Origin of the sequence: Bacteroides sp. AM44-19, assembly GCF_003603395.1 — a bacterium.
Taxonomy (GTDB): Bacteria; Bacteroidota; Bacteroidia; order Bacteroidales; family Bacteroidaceae; genus Bacteroides; species Bacteroides uniformis.
In genome coordinates this window covers 363,036-382,775 of the sequence record NZ_QTNB01000003.1, presented here as the reverse complement: position 1 = coordinate 382,775, position 19,740 = coordinate 363,036, and the positions used below count along the sequence as shown (strand labels likewise).

At 48.9% G+C, this 19,740-nt stretch carries 16 protein-coding genes; 12 read left to right on the top strand and 4 right to left on the bottom strand.

Going from position 1 to position 19,740, the window contains the following annotated elements; translation table 11 throughout:
- Positions 1-315 precede the first annotated feature (315 nt).
- The 9 genes from DW947_RS08150 to DW947_RS08105 all read left to right on the top strand — a co-directional run bounded on the left by DW947_RS08150 (position 316) and on the right by DW947_RS08105 (position 12,556).
- Entirely contained in the window at positions 316-906 is a 591-nt protein-coding gene (locus tag DW947_RS08150) for a hypothetical protein (RefSeq protein WP_005827382.1), read from the top strand.
- A 16-nt stretch (positions 907-922) separates the two neighbouring features.
- On the top strand, positions 923-1,762 hold the full coding sequence (locus tag DW947_RS08145) for a DUF2764 domain-containing protein (protein WP_005837370.1): 840 nt from the start codon (positions 923-925) through the stop codon (positions 1,760-1,762).
- 19 nt (positions 1,763-1,781) lie between these two features.
- Positions 1,782-3,536 (top strand): V-type ATP synthase subunit A, encoded by a 1,755-nt coding sequence (locus tag DW947_RS08140; RefSeq protein WP_005837368.1) that lies wholly within the window; start codon positions 1,782-1,784, stop codon positions 3,534-3,536.
- Between the two features lie 140 nt (positions 3,537-3,676).
- Positions 3,677-5,002: a V-type ATP synthase subunit B gene (locus tag DW947_RS08135; RefSeq protein ID WP_005827389.1), complete on the top strand. Its 1,326-nt coding sequence runs from the start codon at positions 3,677-3,679 to the stop codon at positions 5,000-5,002.
- 120 nt (positions 5,003-5,122) lie between these two features.
- Positions 5,123-5,728, top strand: coding sequence for a V-type ATP synthase subunit D (locus DW947_RS08130; RefSeq protein ID WP_005827391.1), 606 nt, complete (start codon positions 5,123-5,125; stop codon positions 5,726-5,728).
- Positions 5,725-7,551 (top strand): V-type ATP synthase subunit I, encoded by a 1,827-nt coding sequence (locus DW947_RS08125; RefSeq protein WP_008664313.1) that lies wholly within the window; start codon positions 5,725-5,727, stop codon positions 7,549-7,551. The genes DW947_RS08130 and DW947_RS08125 overlap by 4 nt, the downstream gene beginning before the upstream one ends.
- Positions 7,552-7,584: 33 nt before the next feature.
- Positions 7,585-8,004, top strand: a complete 420-nt coding sequence (locus DW947_RS08120; protein ID WP_005827396.1) for an ATPase — start codon at positions 7,585-7,587, stop codon at positions 8,002-8,004.
- A 295-nt stretch (positions 8,005-8,299) separates the two neighbouring features.
- On the top strand, positions 8,300-9,961 hold the full coding sequence (locus tag DW947_RS08110) for a glycogen/starch synthase (protein ID WP_005827398.1): 1,662 nt from the start codon (positions 8,300-8,302) through the stop codon (positions 9,959-9,961).
- Between the two features lie 30 nt (positions 9,962-9,991).
- The gene (locus tag DW947_RS08105; RefSeq protein WP_005827401.1) at positions 9,992-12,556 is read left to right on the top strand and encodes a glycosyltransferase family 1 protein; all 2,565 of its coding nucleotides are present in this window, start codon (positions 9,992-9,994) and stop codon (positions 12,554-12,556) included.
- A gap of 124 nt (positions 12,557-12,680) precedes the next feature.
- Here DW947_RS08105 and fldA read toward each other — a convergent pair whose 3' ends face one another.
- On the bottom strand, positions 12,681-13,187 hold the full coding sequence (gene fldA / locus DW947_RS08100) for a flavodoxin FldA (RefSeq protein WP_008664319.1): 507 nt from the start codon (positions 13,185-13,187) through the stop codon (positions 12,681-12,683).
- 243 nt (positions 13,188-13,430) lie between these two features.
- On the opposite strand from fldA, the gene DW947_RS08095 reads away from it, so the two are divergent.
- Together DW947_RS08095 and gpmA are read left to right on the top strand one after the other, a co-directional pair.
- Positions 13,431-13,727 (top strand): hypothetical protein, encoded by a 297-nt coding sequence (locus tag DW947_RS08095; RefSeq protein ID WP_005837364.1) that lies wholly within the window; start codon positions 13,431-13,433, stop codon positions 13,725-13,727.
- Between the two features lie 36 nt (positions 13,728-13,763).
- Complete coding sequence (gene gpmA / locus DW947_RS08090) at positions 13,764-14,510, top strand: 2,3-diphosphoglycerate-dependent phosphoglycerate mutase (RefSeq protein WP_005827407.1); 747 nt, start codon at positions 13,764-13,766, stop codon at positions 14,508-14,510.
- A gap of 28 nt (positions 14,511-14,538) precedes the next feature.
- Here gpmA and DW947_RS08085 read toward each other — a convergent pair whose 3' ends face one another.
- On the bottom strand, positions 14,539-15,261 hold the full coding sequence (locus DW947_RS08085; RefSeq protein ID WP_117963452.1) for a DUF6064 family protein: 723 nt from the start codon (positions 15,259-15,261) through the stop codon (positions 14,539-14,541).
- 112 nt (positions 15,262-15,373) lie between these two features.
- Here DW947_RS08085 and DW947_RS08080 point away from each other — a divergent pair, with 112 nt between their 5' ends.
- Complete coding sequence (locus tag DW947_RS08080) at positions 15,374-16,720, top strand: threonine/serine exporter ThrE family protein (RefSeq protein WP_005827410.1); 1,347 nt, start codon at positions 15,374-15,376, stop codon at positions 16,718-16,720.
- A gap of 164 nt (positions 16,721-16,884) precedes the next feature.
- Here DW947_RS08080 and nrdG read toward each other — a convergent pair whose 3' ends face one another.
- Complete coding sequence (gene nrdG / locus DW947_RS08075) at positions 16,885-17,391, bottom strand: anaerobic ribonucleoside-triphosphate reductase activating protein (RefSeq protein ID WP_117963451.1); 507 nt, start codon at positions 17,389-17,391, stop codon at positions 16,885-16,887.
- A 130-nt stretch (positions 17,392-17,521) separates the two neighbouring features.
- Positions 17,522-19,729 carry an anaerobic ribonucleoside triphosphate reductase gene (locus DW947_RS08070; protein WP_005827414.1) on the bottom strand — a complete coding sequence of 736 codons (2,208 nt, stop codon included), beginning with the start codon at positions 19,727-19,729 and terminating at the stop codon, positions 17,522-17,524.
- Positions 19,730-19,740 lie beyond the last annotated feature (11 nt).

Below are 19,740 nucleotides of genomic sequence, written 5' to 3'. Positions count from 1 at the left end.
GTTTTCAGAAGAAGCCTCCGTGTCTGATAAGGATACGGAGGCTTTGTTCGTTTATATACCTCCGGAACTGCTCCCCTTAATCCCTGTCATGCGTTGTTGCATACGTATTTTTCTGCTTCTTTTGTCATTCTTTTGTTATCATTACAGAACAAAGTTGGTGTAAAATGAGTTTTTTTTGGAAGAGCAAGAACTTTTCTTCCTTTCTTTCTATTCAATATCAAATGGATTTTTGTAAATTTGGCGTGAATCTAATAGGAAGGGAAAAAATCACGCAATTAATATTGTAATATAAATCATATAATAACTCCTGCAAATATGGAAAACAAGATTCAAGAGCTGACCGATAAGATCTACCGCGAAGGCGTAGAGAAAGGAAACGAAGAGGCACAGAAACTTATCGCAAAAGCTCAGGAAGAAGCCAAGAGAATTATAGAGGATGCTCACAAGGAAGCGGATTCTATCGTGGCTACCGCTCATAAGTCTGCCGATGAACTGGCAGAGAATACAAAATCTGAATTAAAGTTGTTTGCCGGTCAGGCTGTGAATGCTCTGAAGTCCGAAATCGCTACGTTGGTGACGGACAACATTGTGAATGCCGATGTAAAGGCATTTGCTGCAAACAAGGATTATCTTAATGCCTTCATCGTTGCATTGGCGTCCAAATGGAGTGTGAACGAACCAATCGTTATCTCTACTGCCGATGCGGAAGGCTTGACAAAATATTTCGCAGCGAAGGCGAAAGACCTGCTGGACAAGGGTGTGAAGATTGAGCAAGTGAATGGCATCAAAACCTTGTTCTCCGTATCGCCTGCCGATGGTTCGTACAAGGTGAACTTTGGCGAAGAAGAATTTATGAATTACTTCAAGGAATTCCTGCGTCCGCAATTAGTGGAAATGCTGTTCTAAAAACTCCCACAGGATTATGAGTAAATACTATTACTTGGTAGCCGGTTTGCCTGAACTTACTCTGGAAGACAGTAAACTGAGCTATACAGTAGCCGATTTCAAGACGGAACTATATCCTGCCTTGTCGGAAGATGATAAAAAGTTGATAGATTTGTTTTATCTGAAATTCGATAATGCGAATGTCTTGAAACTATTGAAGGATAAGGATGCTGCCATCGACCCGCGCGGAAACTATTCGTCGGAGGAACTGGTGGAATATATCTCACAACTGAAGGATGGCGACGAAGTCTCTGACAGTGTATTCCCATCTTATCTCTCTACGTTCATTTCCGAATACTTCAGCCTGCCTGCCGAGGACGGTTTCTTGTATGAAGACCGCCTGGCAGCGCTCTATTACGCCTATGCTATGGAATCCAGGAATCAGTTTGTGTCTTCCTGGTTTGGCTTCAACCTCACTCTCAATAATATATTGGTGGCGCTCACAGCACGTAAGTTCAAGCTGGACATTGCTCCGCTGATTGTGGGTGATACGGAAGTGTGCGAGGCTCTGCGTACTTCCAATGCCCGTGACTTCGGTCTGGGTACTGAGGTGGATTATCTGGAGCAGCTGGTGAAAATCAGTGAGACGGAGGAACTGGTGGACCGGGAAAAGAAACTGGACCAGCTTCGCTGGGACTGGATGGAGGAGGCCACATTCTTCGATTACTTTACCGTGGAACGTCTGTTTGTCTTCCTGCTACAGCTGGAGATGATAGAACGGTGGATTTCGTTGGATAAAGAGAAGGGTAACCAACTGTTCCGCAGCATTATCGCTGCCTTGAAAGACGAGGTGCAGATACCCGCAGAATTCAGATAAAATAAACAACTAAAAATATATGGCAACAAAAGGAACTGTTAGTGGCGTAATAGCCAACATGGTGACCCTCGTCGTCGACGGACCGGTAGCGCAGAATGAGATTTGTTATATCTCGACCGGAGGAGACAAGTTGATGGCGGAGGTGATTAAGGTAGTAGGTACCCAGGTCTACGTGCAGGTATTTGAGAGTACCCGCGGACTGAAAGTGGGGGCCGAAGCTGCGTTTACCGGACATATGCTCGAAGTAACACTGGGGCCCGGTATGCTTTCGAAAAACTACGACGGTCTGCAAAACGACCTCGATAAGATGGACGGTGTTTTCTTGAAACGCGGGCAATATACCTATCCGCTGGATAAAGGAAGCAAATGGCATTTTGTGCCTTTGGCAAAGGTGGGCGACCAAGTGGAAGCCGCTGCCTGGCTGGGACAAGTGGACGAAAACTTCCAACCTCTGAAAATCATGGTGCCTTTTGAACAGAAAGGTGTGTGCACCGTGAAATCAATTGCAAAGGAAGGTGATTACAGCATTGAGGATACCATTGCAGTGCTGACGGATAGCGAAGGTAATGACATCCGGGTGAACATGATACAGAAATGGCCCGTGAAGCGCGCCATGACCAACTATAAGGAAAAACCGCGTCCTTTCAAATTGCTGGAAACCGGTGTGCGTGTAATCGACACCGTAAACCCGATTGTGGAAGGTGGTACGGGTTTTATCCCCGGTCCGTTCGGTACTGGAAAAACGGTGCTTCAGCATGCCATTTCAAAACAAGCGGAAGCGGACATCGTAATCATCGCTGCCTGCGGTGAGCGTGCCAACGAGGTTGTGGAAATCTTTACAGAATTCCCCGAATTGGTTGACCCGCATACGGGACGGAAGCTGATGGAACGTACGATTATCATTGCCAATACTTCGAACATGCCGGTGGCTGCCCGTGAGGCATCTGTCTACACGGCTATGACGATTGCAGAATACTACCGAAGCATGGGATTGAAGGTACTGCTGATGGCGGACTCCACTTCACGTTGGGCGCAGGCATTGCGCGAGATGTCCAACCGTATGGAGGAGTTGCCCGGTCCCGATGCCTTCCCGATGGACTTGTCCTCCATCATCTCCAACTTCTACGGCCGTGCGGGTTATGTGAAGCTGAACAACGGCGAGTCCGGTTCCATTACTTTCATCGGTACGGTATCGCCTGCCGGTGGTAACTTGAAGGAGCCGGTAACCGAGAATACGAAGAAGGTGGCACGCTGCTTCTATGCCCTTGAGCAAGACCGTGCCGACAAGAAGCGTTATCCTGCCGTAAACCCGATTGACTCGTATTCCAAATATATAGAATACCCTGAATTTGAAGAGTATATCACCAAGCACATCAACGGTGAGTGGATTGGCAAGGTGAATGAAATCAAGACCCGTTTGCAGCGTGGTAAGGAGATTGCCGAGCAAATCAACATCTTGGGTGACGACGGTGTGCCCGTAGAGTATCACGTGACTTTCTGGAAATCGGAATTGATTGACTTCGTTATTCTGCAGCAGGATGCCTTTGATGAAATTGATGCCGTGACCCCGATGGAGCGTCAGGAGGAGATTCTGAATATGGTAATAGAAATCTGTCATACAGAATTTGAGTTCGACAACTTCAACGAAGTAATGGATTACTTCAAGAAAATGATTAACATCTGTAAGCAGATGAACTACTCGAAGTTTAAGTCGGAAGAATACGACAAGTTCCATAAGCAGTTGCAGGAACTGGTTGAGGAACGTAAAGCCTAAGGATGTACTATGTGACTATTTACAATTTACTATTTGCCTTGCGGATGCAGGTGTACGGAGGTTGTAGATAGGAAAATAGTAGAATAGGATGGCAGAGATTTAAATAGTAAATAGTAAATTGCTAAATTGTAAATAAATAGATGGCAACAAAAGCATTTCAAAAAATATATACCAAGATTACTCAGATTACGAAAGCTACGTGTTCGCTGAAGGCAACCGGAGTGGGGTATGACGAGTTGGCGACCGTAAACGGCAAGCTGGCCCAGGTGGTGAAGATTGCCGGCGACGAAGTGACTTTGCAGGTGTTTGAGGGTACGGAAGGTATTCCCACCAATGCAGAGGTAGTATTCTTGGGCAAGGCTCCTACAATCAAAGTGAGCGAGCAGCTTGCCGGACGCTTCTTCAACGCCTTTGGCGACCCCATCGACGGTGGTCCGGCCATTGAAGGCGAGGAGGTGGAAATTGGCGGTCCATCCGTGAATCCGGTGCGCCGTAAGCAGCCCTCGGAACTGATTGCAACCGGTATTGCAGGTATCGACTTGAACAATACGCTGGTGTCCGGACAGAAGATTCCGTTCTTTGCCGACCCCGACCAGCCCTTCAACCAGGTGATGGCGAATGTGGCTCTGCGTGCGGAGACTGACAAGATTATCCTTGGCGGTATGGGTATGACGAACGATGATTACCTTTACTTCAAGAACGTATTCTCCAATGCCGGTGCGCTCGACCGTATCGTCAGCTTTATGAATACCACCGAGAATCCTCCGGTAGAGCGTCTGCTGATTCCGGATATGGCACTGACGGCGGCCGAGTATTTTGCTGTAAACAATAATGAAAAGGTGCTGGTGCTGCTGACGGATATGACTTCCTACGCCGATGCGCTCGCCATCGTATCCAACCGTATGGACCAGATTCCTTCGAAGGACTCCATGCCGGGTTCCCTTTATTCGGACTTGGCGAAGATATACGAAAAGGCGGTGCAGTTCCCAAGCGGCGGTTCCATCACGATTATTGCGGTGACGACTCTGTCCGGTGGCGACATTACGCATGCCGTGCCCGACAATACGGGTTATATCACGGAAGGCCAGTTGTTCCTCCGTCGTGACAGCGACATCGGTAAGGTTATCGTTGACCCGTTCCGTTCCTTGTCCCGTCTGAAACAGCTTGTTACGGGCAAAAAGACACGTAAGGACCATCCGCAGGTGATGAATGCCGCCGTACGTCTGTACGCCGATGCCGCCAACGCCAAAACCAAGCTTGAAAACGGTTTCGACCTGACGAACTACGACGAACGTACCCTTGCCTTTGCCAAGGACTACTCCAACCAGCTACTGGCCATCGATGTCAACCTCGATACCACAGAGATGCTCGATGTGGCATGGAGTCTGTTCGGCAAGTATTTCCGTCCGGAAGAGGTGAATATCAAGAAAGAGCTTGTGGACCAGTTCTGGCCGAAAGCAAACTAAATAAATGTACGATTAGACGATTTACGGTTTACGATTGATATTACTGAAATTGTAAATCTGTAAATTGAGAAATTGAGTAGCTTCAGTCGTCTAATCGTAAATCGTTAAATCGTAAATAAAATGGCTATTAAGTTTCAATATAACAAAACCTCGCTTCAGCAACTCGAAAAGCAACTGAAGGTGCGCGTGCGTACACTCCCCATTATTAAGAATAAGGAGAGTGCCCTGCGTATGGAAGTGAAGCGCTGCAAGGGAGACGCTGCCGCGTTGGACGCGAGGTTGGAAAAGGAAATCCAAGCTTACGAAGCCATGTTCGCCCTTTGGAATGAGTTCGACGCTTCATTGATAAAGGTCAGCGATGTTCATCTCGGTGTAAAGAAGATTGCCGGTGTACGGGTGCCGTTGCTCGAGAATGTAGATTTCGAGATACGCCCTTACAGCTTGTTCAATGCGCCCAAATGGTATGCAGACGGGCTGCATTTGCTTAAGTCACTGGCACATACTGCCATCGAGCGTGAATTTACTGTTGCCAAGTTGAACTTGTTGGAACATGCGCGTAAAAAGACCACCCAGAAGGTGAATCTTTTTGAGAAAGTACAGATTCCGGGTTATCAGGATGCTCTGCGCAAAATCAAGCGGTTTATGGAAGACGAGGAGAACCTTTCCAAGTCATCGCAGAAAATCATGAAATCCCATCAGGAGAAAAGGAAGGAGGCAGAGGCATGATTACGAAAATGAAGAAGCTCACGTTCCTTGTGTATCATAAGGAGTACGAAGCATTTCTGGCACAAATCCGGGAACTGGGCGTGGTGCACGTTGTGGAAAGGCAGTGCGGCGAGATGGACGACACCTTGCAGCAATTCATGCAGAAGCGTACGCTCTACAAGAATATGCTTCAGAGCATGCACACCCTGGCAGACAAACAGCCGGAAGAAAAGGTGCATAAAGAGTTGTCGGCCGATGCTCTGGTGAAATTCTACGAGGACTTGCAGGCGCGGATACAAGACTTGAACCAGCAGATTCCCGCCATCGACAAGGATGTGGCGCAGATGGAAGTCTGGGGCGATTTCGATTGGAGAGCCATCCGCAAGCTGGAAGATGCTGGTTGGTTCGTGCAGTTCTATACCTGCCCGGAGAAAGACTATAACGAAGCGTGGGCAGAGGACTACAATGCCATCGTGGTGAAAGAGAACGGCGGACATCTTTATTTCGTGACCGTCACTCCCCAACCGGTAGAACTGGATGTGGAACCGCTCCGTCTGCCTTCACTCAGCCTCTCCGAACTGAGCCGGAAGAAAGCCGATACGGAAGAGGCCCTTGTGCAGGCACATGCCGGATTGAAAGAATTCTGCAAAGCGAATTACTGCACGTTGGAGAAGTACAACCTACAGCTCCAGGAAGAGATAGACCTGCTGAAAGTCAAGCTGAACAGCGAACATATGGCAGAAGGTGCCGTAGTGTTGATGGAAGGCTGGATTCCCGAAGACTGCGAGGCGGATGTGAGGAAACTTCTCGATGAAAGCGGCACTTATTATGAGATAAGGGCTGCCAAGCGCGAGGACAATGCTCCCATCAAGCTGAAAAACAACGCCTATACACGCATGTACGAAGTGCTTACCAAAATGTACGGTATGCCCGAATATGCCGAGTTCGACCCGACACCGATACTTGCGCCATTCTTCTCGCTCTTCTTTGCTTTCTGTATGGGAGATGCGGGCTACGGTCTGGTACTGATTGCACTCGGGTTCATTTTGAAAAGGAAGATGTCCAAGTCCATGAAAGGCATGATGAACCTGGTGATTACGTTGGGTATATTTACGTCCGTCATCGGTGCCATATTGGGAACCTTCTTCGGTGTAAGCCTCTTTGACCTGGAGATACCCGCCAAACTGAAGGAATTCATGATTGTGGGTAAGATAGGTGAGACTACCTATGACAAGCAAATGCTGCTGGCGTTGATTATCGGTGCGGTGCACATCTGCATTGCCATGACGGTGAAGGCCGTGGGACAGACCGTTCGTTTCGGCTTCAAGGAGTCGCTCAGTGCTTGGGGATGGCTGTTGCTGGTGGTGGGATTTATCTGCACCGGCGGACTTTCCTTCTTCAAGATAATTTCGGAAGACGTGTCTACGTGGGCATTTATCGTGATTGGCGGTGTTTCTGCCATCGGTATCTACCTGTTGAACAATATCCACCGGAATGTATTTGTCAACATCGGTGCCGGAGTATGGGATACCTATAACATGGCAACCGGATTGATGGGCGATATACTTTCCTACATCCGTCTCTATGCCCTCGGCTTGGCAGGCGGTATGCTTGGAGGCGTGTTCAACCAGCTTGCCTTCATGGTGAACGATGCTGCAGGTCCGGCCCTGGGATGGCTGTTCTGCGGTCTGATACTGATATTCGGGCATACGCTGAACATTGCCATGTCTTGTCTGAGTGCCTTTGTACACCCGCTCCGTCTGACATTTGTGGAATACTTCAAGAATTCCGGTTACGAAGGTAAGGGCGAAGCCTATAAACCTTTTACAGTAGTAAAGAAATAAACAAATTAAAAAACAAATAAAAATAGAAACATTATGAATGAAATTTTAGGTTATCTCGGTCTGGGCCTGATGTTGGCCCTTGCAGGAATTGGCAGTTGCTTCGGTACAACTATCGCCGGTAGTGCGGCAGAAGGTGCGTTGAAGAAAGACCCTTCCAAGTCAGCAAGTTATATGATTTTGTCAGCCCTTCCGGCTACGCAGGGACTTTACGGTTTCGTGGCTTTCCTGATGTCTATGGGCAGGGATTTTGCGACAGACGGTCCTTTGATGCTGGGCATCGGATTGGGTGTCGGACTGGTATGTCTGTTCTCCGCTATCCGTCAGGGACAGATTTGTGCTAGCGGTATTGTGGGTATCTCCCAGGGACACGACGTACAGACCAATACAATGATTTACGCCGCGCTTCCTGAATTCTACGCTATTTTGGCGCTGGTAGCTGCATTGATGGTATAATCCGGATTATAAGAAAATAAACCCCAGGGATTTACAATTGAAATCCCTGGGGTTTTTTGTTTAAATTCCTGGGGCTTCAACTGAAAACTCCAGAAATTCTTTTTTGAAACTTCGGGAATTTTAGACGAAAAATGCATGGATGGGCGAGTCAATGGGGCTTTTGTGGCTAAACTATGACATTCCGCAAACGATTGTTTATGCATATTTAATCAGTTTTTTCGATTAAAAGGCTATTTTTCAAAGAATAATACGTACTTTTGCAGCCGTAATTAAGATAAAGAGATTATAACATAATATGACTAAAGAACTACTTACCCCCGATTACATCTTCGAAGCGAGTTGGGAAGTGTGTAATAAAGTAGGCGGTATCTATACAGTTTTGTCTACAAGGGCAAATACTTTACAGACTAAATTTCGCGATAGATTATTCTTTATAGGGCCGGATTTCTGGCAGGGAAAAGAGAACCCTTTGTTCATTGAGTCTGATAACCTTTGTGCAGCGTGGAAAAAACATGCAGCGTTGAAAGACAATCTTTCCGTCCGCGTAGGTCGCTGGAACATTCCGGGAGAACCTATTGTTATATTGGTTGATTTCCAACCGTTCTTTGCAGAAAAAAATGAGATTTATACAGAAATGTGGAACCGCTATCAGGTGGATTCACTGCATGGATATGGTGATTATGACGAAGCATCCATGTTTGCTTTCGCTACCGGCAAGGTGATAGAGAGCTTCTATCGCTATAATTTGACGGAAACGGACAAAGTGGTGTTCCAGGCACACGAGTGGATGACCGGCATGGCCGCCCTCTATCTTCAGTCTGCCGTTCCCGAGATAGGGACTATCTTCACCACCCATGCCACGTCCATCGGCCGCTCCATAGCTGGCAACAACAAGCCGCTTTACGATTATCTTTTCGCCTACAACGGCGACCAGATGGCGGAGGAGCTGAACATGCAGTCCAAACATTCCATTGAAAAGCAGACGGCCCACTATGTGGACTGTTTCACCACTGTGAGCGAAATCACAAACAACGAATGCAGGGAATTGCTTGACAAGCCTGCGGATGTTGTGCTGATGAACGGTTTTGAAGATGATTTTGTACCGAAAGGCGCCACCTTTACCGGCAAGCGCAAACGTGCCCGTTCCACCATGCTGCGTGTGGCAAACTGCCTGCTGGGTGAGGACTTGGGCGACGATACGCTGATTATCGGTACCAGCGGACGCTATGAGTTCAAAAATAAGGGTATCGATGTGTTCCTTGAATCATTGAACCGGCTGAACCGCGATAAAGATTTAAAGAAGAAAGTATTGGCGTTTGTCAACGTGCCCAGCTGGGTGGGAGACCCCCGCGAGGACTTGCAGAAGCGCTTGAAGAGCAAAGATAAGTTCACCGAACCGTTGCAGTGTCCTTTCATCACCCACTGGTTGCACAATATGACGCACGACCAGGTGCTGGATATGCTGAAATACCTCGGTATGGGCAATCGTCCCGAAGATAAGGTGAAAGTAATTTTTGTACCTTGCTATCAGGATGGTCACGATGGCATCCTCAACAAGCATTATTATGACTTGATTTTAGGCGAGGACCTCAGTGTCTATCCGTCCTATTATGAACCGTGGGGATATACCCCGCTGGAGAGCGTGGCTTTCCGGGTGCCTACCATCACCACCGACCTTGCCGGTTTCGGACTTTGGGTGAACAGCCTGAAAAACCAGCATGGCATAAACGACGGAGTGGAAGTGCTGCACCGTTCGGACTATAACTATTCCGAAGTGGCAGACGGCATCAAGGACACCGTAGCCTTGTTCTCTACCAAGACGGAAGCCGAAATCAAGGAAATACGCAAGCGTGCAGGCCAGGTGGCAGAGCAGGCTTTGTGGAAGCACTTTATACAATATTATTACGAGGCTTACGACATTGCACTGCGCAATGCCATGAAGCGTCAACTAAAATAAAAGAATTATTAATCAATTAGTTATCATACAATGAAGATTAAAGTTAGTAATGTAAACACTCCTAACTGGAAAGATGTGAATGTGAAATCGCACATTCCCGCCGAACTGGAGAAACTGTCTGAACTGGCACATAACATCTGGTGGGCATGGAATTATGAAGCCACCGAACTGTTCAGAGACCTTGACCCTGCTCTCTGGAAAGAAGTGGGACAGAACCCCGTACTTCTGCTGGAACGTATGAGTTATGCTAAACTCGAGGCACTCGCAAATGACAAAGTTATTCTGCGCAGAATGGATGACGTATACTCCAAGTTCCGCACATACATGGATGTGAAGCCTGACAGCAAGCGCCCGTCCGTGGCTTATTTCAGTATGGAGTATGGTTTGAGCCATGTACTTAAGATATATTCCGGCGGTCTGGGTGTACTTGCCGGTGACTACCTGAAAGAAGCTTCCGATAGCAACGCCGACTTGTGTGCAATCGGTTTCCTGTACCGCTACGGTTACTTTACACAAACATTGTCTATGGACGGCCAGCAGATTGCCAATTACGAGGCACAGAACTTTGGCCAGTTGCCCATCGACCGTGTATTGGATGAGAAGGGCGAGCAGATGGTAGTGGATGTTCCTTATCTGGACTACTACGTGCATGCTTATGTGTGGAGAGTGAACGTTGGACGTATCTCTCTCTATCTGCTTGATACTGACAATGAAATGAACAGCGAGTTCGACCGTTCCATCACTCACCAGCTGTATGGCGGTGACTGGGAAAACCGCTTGAAGCAGGAAATCCTGCTCGGTATCGGTGGTATTCTGACGCTGAAGAAGCTGGGCATCAAGAAAGATATCTATCACTGCAACGAAGGACATGCTGCTTTAATCAACGTACAGCGCATCTGTGACTACGTGGCCGAAGGTCTGACTTACGACCAGGCTATCGAGCTGGTACGTGCTTCTTCTCTCTATACTGTACATACTCCGGTTCCTGCCGGTCACGACTACTTCGACGAAGGCCTTTTCGGCAAGTACATGGGCGGCTATCCTTCAAGAATGGGTATCAGCTGGGACGACCTGATGGACCTCGGACGTAACAATCCGGGCGACAAGGGTGAACGTTTCTGTATGTCTGTATTCGCTTGCAATACTTCTCAGGAGGTGAACGGTGTGAGCTGGCTGCACGGAAAGGTTTCCCAGGAGATGTTCGCTTCCATCTGGAAGGGTTACTTCCCCGAAGAAAGCCATGTGGGCTACGTTACCAACGGTGTACACTTCCCCACTTGGAGCGCTACGGAGTGGAAACATCTCTATGCTGCGCATTTTGATGAGAACTTCCTCTACGACCAGTCCAACCCCAAGATTTGGGAGGCTATCTATAACGTGTCCGACGAAGAAATCTGGAAGACGCGCATGGTGATGAAGAACAAACTGATTGACTATGTTCGCAAGCAATACCGTGAAACTTGGTTGAAGAACCAGGGTGACCCTTCACGCATCGTTTCCCTGCTGGACAAAATCAATCCGAACGCTCTGCTGATAGGTTTCGGACGCCGTTTCGCTACCTACAAGCGTGCACACTTGCTGTTCACCGACCTCGACCGTCTGGCCAAGATTGTGAACAACCCCGACTATCCGGTACAGTTCCTCTTTACCGGTAAGGCTCACCCGCACGATGGTGCCGGCCAGGGCTTGATTAAGAGAATCATCGAGATTTCCCGTCGTCCGGAGTTCCTGGGCAAGATTATCTTCCTGGAAAATTATGACATGCAGTTGGCACGTCGCCTCGTTTCAGGTGTGGATATCTGGCTGAACACTCCGACACGTCCGCTCGAAGCATCCGGTACTTCCGGCGAAAAGGCGTTGATGAACGGTGTTGTAAACTTCTCCGTACTCGACGGCTGGTGGTTGGAAGGCTATCGTGAAGGTGCCGGTTGGGCATTGACCGAAAAGCGTACTTACCAGAACCAGGAACATCAGGACCAGCTCGATGCCGCTACTATCTACAGCATTCTTGAGCAAGAAATTCTGCCGTTGTTCTATGCACGCAACAAGAAGGGATATTCTGAAGGTTGGGTGAAGACTATCAAGAACTCCATCGCACAGATTGCTCCCCACTATACAATGAAGCGTCAGCTGGATGACTATTACGACAAGTTCTACATCAAGGAGGCCAAACGTTTCAAGATGCTGGCTGCCGACGGTTGTGCCAAGGCTAAGGAAATAGCTGCTTGGAAGGAAGAAGTTGCCGAGAAGTGGGACAGCATTGAAGTGGTGTCTTGCGAAAAGACCGAAGACCTGGTGAAAGGCTCCATCGAGAGCGGTAAGGAATACACCATTACTTACGTTATCGACGAGAAGGGCTTGAACGATGCTATCGGTCTGGAACTGGTGACTACTTATACGGCTCAGGATGGCAAACAGCATGTTTACTCCGTAGAACCGTTCAATGTAGTGAAGAAAGAAGGTAACCTTTATACTTTCCAAGCTAAGCACAAGATGGAAAATGCGGGTAGCTTCAAGGTTTCTTACCGTATGTTCCCGAAGAATGCAGACCTGCCTCACCGTCAGGACTTCTGCTACGTTCGCTGGTTCGTATAAGAGCATAAAAAAGATAATGTGCCTGCGGATATGGCAGAACACATTATCTGTTCAGATAAAAGATATCATCTGCATGATGCAGGCAGACCATCCGTTTAAAGTAAACGGATGGTCTGTTTCTTTTCTAGAGCTTGCTTTTTATTTCGGCTGTCCAGGCGTCAATGCGTTCGGCGGTTTTGTTACTTTCGTTCACTTCGTCGAGGGGAAGTCCTACGAATGCACCGTCTACCACGGCGATGGAAGAGGAGAAGGAATACCCGTCCGTGCTGACTTTGTTGCCCAAGAAGGTACATCCGCTATCCTTCAGGTCCTCGTAGAGTACTCCGATGCCGTCGCAGAATGTGTCGCAGTAGGATTCGGAGTCACCGCAACCGAATAGGGCTACGAACTTCATGGAAAGGTCGGCGCTCTTCAGTACTTTTACACCGTCATACCAGTCGTCCTGCAGTTCGCCGTCTCCCCAAGTGGAGGTACCTAGAACCAGCACTTCATATTCCTTGATTTTATCGGCGGTCATCTTGTCAACACTATGTACGTCGGTGGAGGAAACTCCCAACTTTTCGGCTATCTGGTTAGCCAACTCTTCGCAGGTTCCGGTACTGGAACCATAAAAAACACCAGTCTTTTTCATTGTAAATAAAGTGATTAAATTGTTTGCTGCAAAGTAAAGGCTTTGCCGGAGAACGTGAAATACCTACATGTAGGGCTTTTAGTGTTGTGCCGCTCCCCATTTCGGGTTAGCTTGTGGCGTGGTTTATAGAGGTCGCGGCTACCTACTAATTGGGATGGCAGACTCTCTTTTTGATGAAAAGTAGGTATTGCCGGATTGTTAAAAATGAAGGACATTTGTACCGGTAATAATAGACAAGTGTTTATGGTTAGATTCGTACATTCCACTCATTCGCAATTCCATCCTTCCGTGGCTGGTAAGTGGCTGGTGTGGGGGACTTTGATGATGCTTCTTGCGGGGGTGGCTATCATTGTTTTTTCGGTATTCTCGCATGATGCACTCGATGCGTGCTGTAATTGCATAATCTGTACTTTCAACCGTGTCCCGAAGGAAGGGGAATATTTGTATAACCGCTACCTGCCGGTCATCAGCATGGTGTGGGTGGCGTTTCTGATACTTTTGGTATATGTGGTCCGCTATTGCATGAACAAGAGGAGGTAGCCGGGTGTTCTATAGGTAAAACTGAAAGGAGACTATATGAAAAAGATTGTTTTGCTTCGTCACGGCGAGAGTGCATGGAATAAGGAAAACCGCTTCACGGGGTGGACGGATGTTGATTTGACAGAGAAAGGCGTTGCTGAAGCTGTAAGGGCGGGTGAGCTGCTGGCAGAAAAGGGATTCCGCTTCAAGAAGGCGTATACTTCCTATCTGAAGCGTGCCGTGAAGACACTGGATTGTGTGCTGGACCGCCTCGACCAGGACTGGATTCCGGTGGAGAAATCGTGGAGGTTGAATGAGAAACACTACGGCCAGTTGCAAGGGCTGAACAAGGCAGAGACGGCTGCCAAGTACGGTGACGAGCAGGTGTTGGTATGGCGCCGGAGCTTTGATGTGGCTCCGCATGCATTGGCCGAGGATGACCCGCGTAATCCGCGTTTTGAGGACCGTTATCAAGAAGTGCCCGATGCCGAACTGCCCCGTACGGAGTCGTTGAAAGATACGATTGAGCGTATCATGCCTTACTGGAAATGTGTCATCTTCCCGAATCTGAAGACGGCCGATGAATTGCTGGTAGTGGCTCATGGCAATAGCCTGCGGGGTATTATCAAGCATCTGAAGCATATTTCGGACGATGAAATTGTGCATCTGAACCTGCCTACGGCGGTGCCCTACGTCTTTGAGTTTGACGATGAGCTGAACTTGACGAAAGACTATTTCTTGGGTGACCCCGAGGAGATAAAGAAATTGATGGAGGCTGTGGCCAATCAGGGAAAGAAGAAATGATTTTGGCGCGCGGAAGCGCGCTATTTCTTTATCCTCTCATTCCATGGAGCAGCGTCATGCTGAGCAGTACCCCGACCACTATACAGATGAGGATAAGGAACCAGTTCATGAGCCGTGCGCCCAGCTTGGTTTCCTTGTGCAAGTTCTGTTCAAAGTAGTTCTTGAAGAACAGATAGATGGCAGGCACGGTGGCGCTTGCCAGTAGCAGGTCTTCGGGAATCTTGTAGATGTAGACTTTGGAAAAGGCGATGAGCGCCCAGTGGCAAAGGAACAGAATGACGAGCAGGTTGACCCTGCGCGAGAAAGCCAGCAGCAGCCCGATGGTGAAAACTGCTACCGAGCAGGGCATCACGGTGGTGGTCATCATGGGAAATTCCATTCCGCGTGCCCACGAAAGGAGCGGGTAGAGGAAAGGCATTGCATAGAGTACCCCCACCAGTACCTTGTATTTCGGGTTGCGCTCGAACGGAGTGTAGCCGGTAAACAAATCCCATAGCCACAACACTGCAATCACTCCCCAGAAGATGGCGAGTATATGGTGGTGTCCGCGCGCTCCGCAATACATCATGTAGTACACGACGGATATCCACCCGTTCAGAAATACCATGTAGATTTTCATGGAGCGTTTTGCCCATAAGGTCGGTTTCCGGTAGAGCTGCGTGGTGAGCAGGATACCTGCTGCGGTGATGAGGAGCTGTGTCCACCAGGTGGCCTCGTTGTATTGTGCGATAGTATTCCAGAATATTTCCATTTGTGTCCATTAAAAAAACGGCTGCAAAGGTAGAGTTTTCTGCCGAAAGAATGAAATCGTTTTCTACATTTTGTCTATCTTTGTGCCTCCAAAAAAATAGGTAAAAAGATTCATGGATAAGACTTTGACTGAACAAGAGATTGCCCTGCTGCGCAGGAAACTCGATTTATTGCTTCGTACCGGACAGCTGCTGGTGGAGAGTGCGGCTGATACAAACCGTGTTGTTCGTAACCTGAACCGTGTTGCCGCCTATCTGGGGCTGCCGGAAGAAAAGCTCCACATCGACGTAAGTTATACCATGCTGGTGGTGAATGTGAGCGACGGCCTGCATTCGTTCTCCAAATTCCAGAAATGTGAAAAGCATGGCATCAACATGACTGCCATTTCCGAAATCAGCAAACTGTCCTGGCGGGCTATTGAGAATGACTATTCCCTCGACCAGTATGAGGAGGAACTGGAAAGAATCAAAAACAAGAAGCGGAACTATGTGCCATACGTTGTTGCCATCGGTGCCGGCTTTGCCTGCGGAGGTTTCTGCAAACTGTTCGGTGGTGACTGGATGGCGTTTCTGTTTACCTCTATCTGCGCTTTTGCCGGTTTCCGCGTCCGTGCCCGTTGCATGGAGTTCGGCATCAATCACTATATGAGTATTGCCATTGCCGCATTGATTTCTACCTGCCTGGCCTATGTGTCTTCGTTTGCCGGGCTCTCGGAAACTCCCTATCATCCGTTGTTGGCGTGTGCACTGTTCATCGTTCCGGGGGTGCCGCTGATAAACTTTGTGGATGATATGATTGACAATTATATCCAGGTGGGCATTGTGCGGGCTGTGAATACGGTGCTGATGGTCTGTGCAATGGCCTTCGGCATTGTAATAGCCATGCGCCTGCTGACGGTGGAGGATGTCGTGATTGACAAGAAGTTCAGCGAATTGAGTATGGTGCCTCATGACAGTTATCTGGTGTATGCCATTGCGGCGGCGATAGCTGCCATGGGATTTTCCATGATATTCAACATACAGCGGCGCTTGTTGTGGGTTGTTGCGGTGGGCGGTATCATTGCCGTTTGTACGCGTAACTTTGTCAATTTCGAATTGGGTTACGGACCGGTGATAGGTTCGTTCATGGGCAGCATGGTTGTCAGCCTGATAGCCGTGAAGGCAGTGCATTGGTTCCATGTTCCCAATCATGTGCTGACGATTCCTTCTGTCATCCCGATGATTCCGGGAGTGCTGATGTATCGTGCACTTTTCGGGCTTATCAATATGCACGGTGTGGTAGGCGAGGTGACGGCGGTTGTTTCCAACGGCATCACGGCTTCACTGATTATTCTCTGCATAGCGCTGGGAGTGGCGGTGCCCAATATCTTTGCCCGCCGGTATATTGCCAAGGATAGGCAGCGCTTTCTTCAGGAGGAGCTGCAGAAGCGCAGGGAAAGAGGGAAATTTATAGAATGGTGATATAGGTGGAGGGTGTCAAAAAACTCTTAACACTTTCTTTTAGGCGCGGATTACGCGGATTTCACGGATTTTGTTTATTGAATCCGTGTTATTCCGTGTAATTCGCGTCTGATATTATAACATTATAAAAGTGCTCATATATTTTTGAAAACTTCTCTTCTTTTTTAAATGCCCTTTTTCGGATTATAGTGGTAAATGACGGTTGCGCCTTTTTGCAGGGATGTTTGTACGTCAATCAGACGCTGGTTGCGGCTTCCCCGGAAATAGAGTTCCTCATCCCTCAGTTCTTTCTTGAATTTGCCGTCCACCAGTACGTCGATGTACTTCAGCAGTTGGGCTTGGCGCGGGTTGCGCAGTAGTTTTTCGAAAGTATAGCCCGTATAGCACCAGATGTTTTTCCGGCTCCGCTCCTTGATGGCATGTGCCAGTTGGGTGAATCCTTCCGGCTGGAACATCGGGTCTCCACCACTGAAGGTGACGTCTGCAAAGTTGTCGGCAAGGACTTTTTCCAGAATCTCTTCCGTACTCATCCAGTGCCCGCGGTTGATGTCCCACGACTCCGGATTGTGGCAACCGGGACAACCGTTGGGGCATCCGGCAGCATAAATGGCGGTCCGGAAGCCCGGACCGTCTACTGTGGTATCTTCTAAAATGTCGAGAATAGAAAGCATGAGTAGGGAATTAATAATTAAAAATTAAACATCGCAGGTAGGAAGCTGAACATTAATCATTAAAAATTAAACGTCAACCATTAAAAATGAAGCTCCGCTTTGCACTGCGCAGCCCTTTAATTTTCAATTTTTAATTATGAACGACCCTGTCGTTCAACTCTGCCAGCTTGGCATTGTTCCAGCGGTCGGTTGTCCCCACCAGGTAGCCGGTGATGCGTTGCAGCTTGTCGATATGCTTGCTGCCGCACTTCGGGCATTCTTCCAGGTTTGGGGTGGAGTTTTCGTGGCCGCACTCCAGACAGCGGTTACGGTTGTGGTTTACCGAACCGTAGCCGATGTTGTATTGGTCCATCATGTCCACTACACGCATAATGACTTCCGGATTGTGGGTGGCGTCACCGTCTATCTCCACATAGAAGATGTGTCCGCCGCGGGTCAGCTCATGATAAGGAGCCTCCACTTCCGCTTTGTGGCGGGCGCTGCATTTGTAGTATACGGGCACGTGGTTGGAGTTGGTGTAGTAGTCACGGTCCGTAATGCCCGGCAGCGTGCCGAACTTCTTACGGTCGATGCGGGTGAACTTGCCCGACAGCCCTTCGGCAGGAGTGGCAAGCACGCTGTAGTTGTGCTGGTATTGCTCCGAGAACTGGTTGGCACGGTCGCGCATATAGGTCACGATTTTCAGTCCCAGCTCCTGGGCTTCGCCAGATTCGCCGTGATGTTTTCCGAGCAATGCCACGAGACATTCTGCCAACCCGATGAAACCGATTCCCAGTGTTCCCTGGTTGATGACGGAAGCAATCGTATCGTTCGGTTTCAGCTTCTCGCTGCCTATCCACAAGGCAGACATCAGTAGCGGGAACTGCTTGGCGAAGGCGGTCTTTTGAAACTCCATGCGCTCGTGCAGCTGGCGTGCGGTCACTTCGAGCATACTATCCAACTTGGCAAAGAACCGGGCGATGCGCTGTTCTTTGTCTTCGATGTTCATGCACTCAATGCCCAGACGGACGATGTTGATGGTAGAGAAAGAGATGTTGCCGCGTCCGATGGAGGTCTTCGGTCCGAAACGGTTTTCGAATACACGGGTACGGCATCCCATGGTAGCAACTTCATGCTGGTAGCGTTTCGGGTCATCGGCTTTCCAGTCCTCGCTTTGGTTGAAGGTGGCGTCCAGGTTCAGGAAGTTCGGGAAGAAACGCCGTGCCGTCACCTTGCAGGCCAGTTGGTAGAGGTCGTAGTTGCGGTCTTCAGGCAGGTAGCTCACACCCCGTTTCTTTTTCCATATCTGGATGGGGAAGATGGCGGTTTCTCCGTTTCCTACCCCTTGATAGGTGCTTTTCAGCAGCTCGCGGATGATGCAGCGCCCCTCGGCAGAGGTGTCTGTGCCGTAGTTGATGGAGCTGAACACCACTTGGTTGCCGCCGCGTGAGTGGATGGTGTTCATGTTATGGATAAACGCCTCCATGGACTGGTGCACACGCGATACGGTCTTGTTGACGGCATGCTGTACGATGCGGTCCTCGCCCGTCAGTCCGTCCAACGGCTGTAGCAGATAGTCGGCCAGTTCCTTCTGATAGAGATGGGAATAGTCTTTTCCATTCAGTTCTTCCAGGTTCTTGACTTCCTCGATGAAGCTGTTGCGCACGTAGGGGGCAAGGTAGAAATCGAATGCAGGGATGGCTTGTCCGCCGTGCATCTCGTTCTGGGCTGTTTCCAGCGAGATGCATCCCAGGATACTGGCAGTCTCGATGCGTTTGGCCGGGCGCGATTCGCCGTGTCCGGCAGAGAAGCCGTATTTCAGAATATGGTCCAGCGGATGCTGCACGCATGTCAGGCTCTTGGTGGGATAATAATCCTTGTCATGGATGTGCAGATAGTTCTGGGTGACAGCATCCAGCACTTCTTCACTCAGCAGATAGTCGTCCACAAAAGGCTTGGTGGTTTCGCTGGCAAACTTCATCATCATGCCCGCCGGGGTATCGGCATTCATGTTGGCATTTTCGCGTGTGATGTCGTTGGACTTGATGTTAATGATTTCCAGGAACATGTCGCGCGTCTTTGCTTTGCGGGCAATGCTTCGCTGGTTGCGGTAAGCGATGTATTTCTGGGCAACGTCCTTGCGGCTGCTCTTCATCAGCTCCACTTCCACCAAATCCTGGATGGCTTCCACCGTCATCTGCGAATCTCCCTTGAAAGAGATGCGGTCCGTAATCTGGTGTATCAGTTGCAGGTCTTCCCCCTTGTCTGTATGCAACATGGCTTTGCGGATGGCCGTTGCTATTTTTTCTTCGTTGAATCCGACGACGCGCCCGTCGCGCTTGAGTACTGTCTGTATCATAACCTTTTATG

What these genes read in the sequence shown, in the direction of transcription:
- DW947_RS08150 (WP_005827382.1), top strand. Translation starts at nt 316, where the DNA reads ATGGAAAACAAGATTCAAGAGCTGACCGATAAGATCTACCGCGAAGGC.
- DW947_RS08145 (WP_005837370.1), top strand. Translation starts at nt 923, where the DNA reads ATGAGTAAATACTATTACTTGGTAGCCGGTTTGCCTGAACTTACTCTG.
- DW947_RS08140 (WP_005837368.1), top strand. Translation starts at nt 1,782, where the DNA reads ATGGCAACAAAAGGAACTGTTAGTGGCGTAATAGCCAACATGGTGACC.
- DW947_RS08135 (WP_005827389.1), top strand. Translation starts at nt 3,677, where the DNA reads ATGGCAACAAAAGCATTTCAAAAAATATATACCAAGATTACTCAGATT.
- DW947_RS08130 (WP_005827391.1), top strand. Translation starts at nt 5,123, where the DNA reads ATGGCTATTAAGTTTCAATATAACAAAACCTCGCTTCAGCAACTCGAA.
- DW947_RS08125 (WP_008664313.1), top strand. Translation starts at nt 5,725, where the DNA reads ATGATTACGAAAATGAAGAAGCTCACGTTCCTTGTGTATCATAAGGAG.
- DW947_RS08120 (WP_005827396.1), top strand. Translation starts at nt 7,585, where the DNA reads ATGAATGAAATTTTAGGTTATCTCGGTCTGGGCCTGATGTTGGCCCTT.
- DW947_RS08110 (WP_005827398.1), top strand. Translation starts at nt 8,300, where the DNA reads ATGACTAAAGAACTACTTACCCCCGATTACATCTTCGAAGCGAGTTGG.
- DW947_RS08105 (WP_005827401.1), top strand. Translation starts at nt 9,992, where the DNA reads ATGAAGATTAAAGTTAGTAATGTAAACACTCCTAACTGGAAAGATGTG.
- fldA (WP_008664319.1), bottom strand. Translation starts at nt 13,187, where the DNA reads ATGAAAAAGACTGGTGTTTTTTATGGTTCCAGTACCGGAACCTGCGAA.
- DW947_RS08095 (WP_005837364.1), top strand. Translation starts at nt 13,431, where the DNA reads ATGGTTAGATTCGTACATTCCACTCATTCGCAATTCCATCCTTCCGTG.
- gpmA (WP_005827407.1), top strand. Translation starts at nt 13,764, where the DNA reads ATGAAAAAGATTGTTTTGCTTCGTCACGGCGAGAGTGCATGGAATAAG.
- DW947_RS08085 (WP_117963452.1), bottom strand. Translation starts at nt 15,261, where the DNA reads ATGGAAATATTCTGGAATACTATCGCACAATACAACGAGGCCACCTGG.
- DW947_RS08080 (WP_005827410.1), top strand. Translation starts at nt 15,374, where the DNA reads ATGGATAAGACTTTGACTGAACAAGAGATTGCCCTGCTGCGCAGGAAA.
- nrdG (WP_117963451.1), bottom strand. Translation starts at nt 17,391, where the DNA reads ATGCTTTCTATTCTCGACATTTTAGAAGATACCACAGTAGACGGTCCG.
- DW947_RS08070 (WP_005827414.1), bottom strand. Translation starts at nt 19,729, where the DNA reads ATGATACAGACAGTACTCAAGCGCGACGGGCGCGTCGTCGGATTCAAC.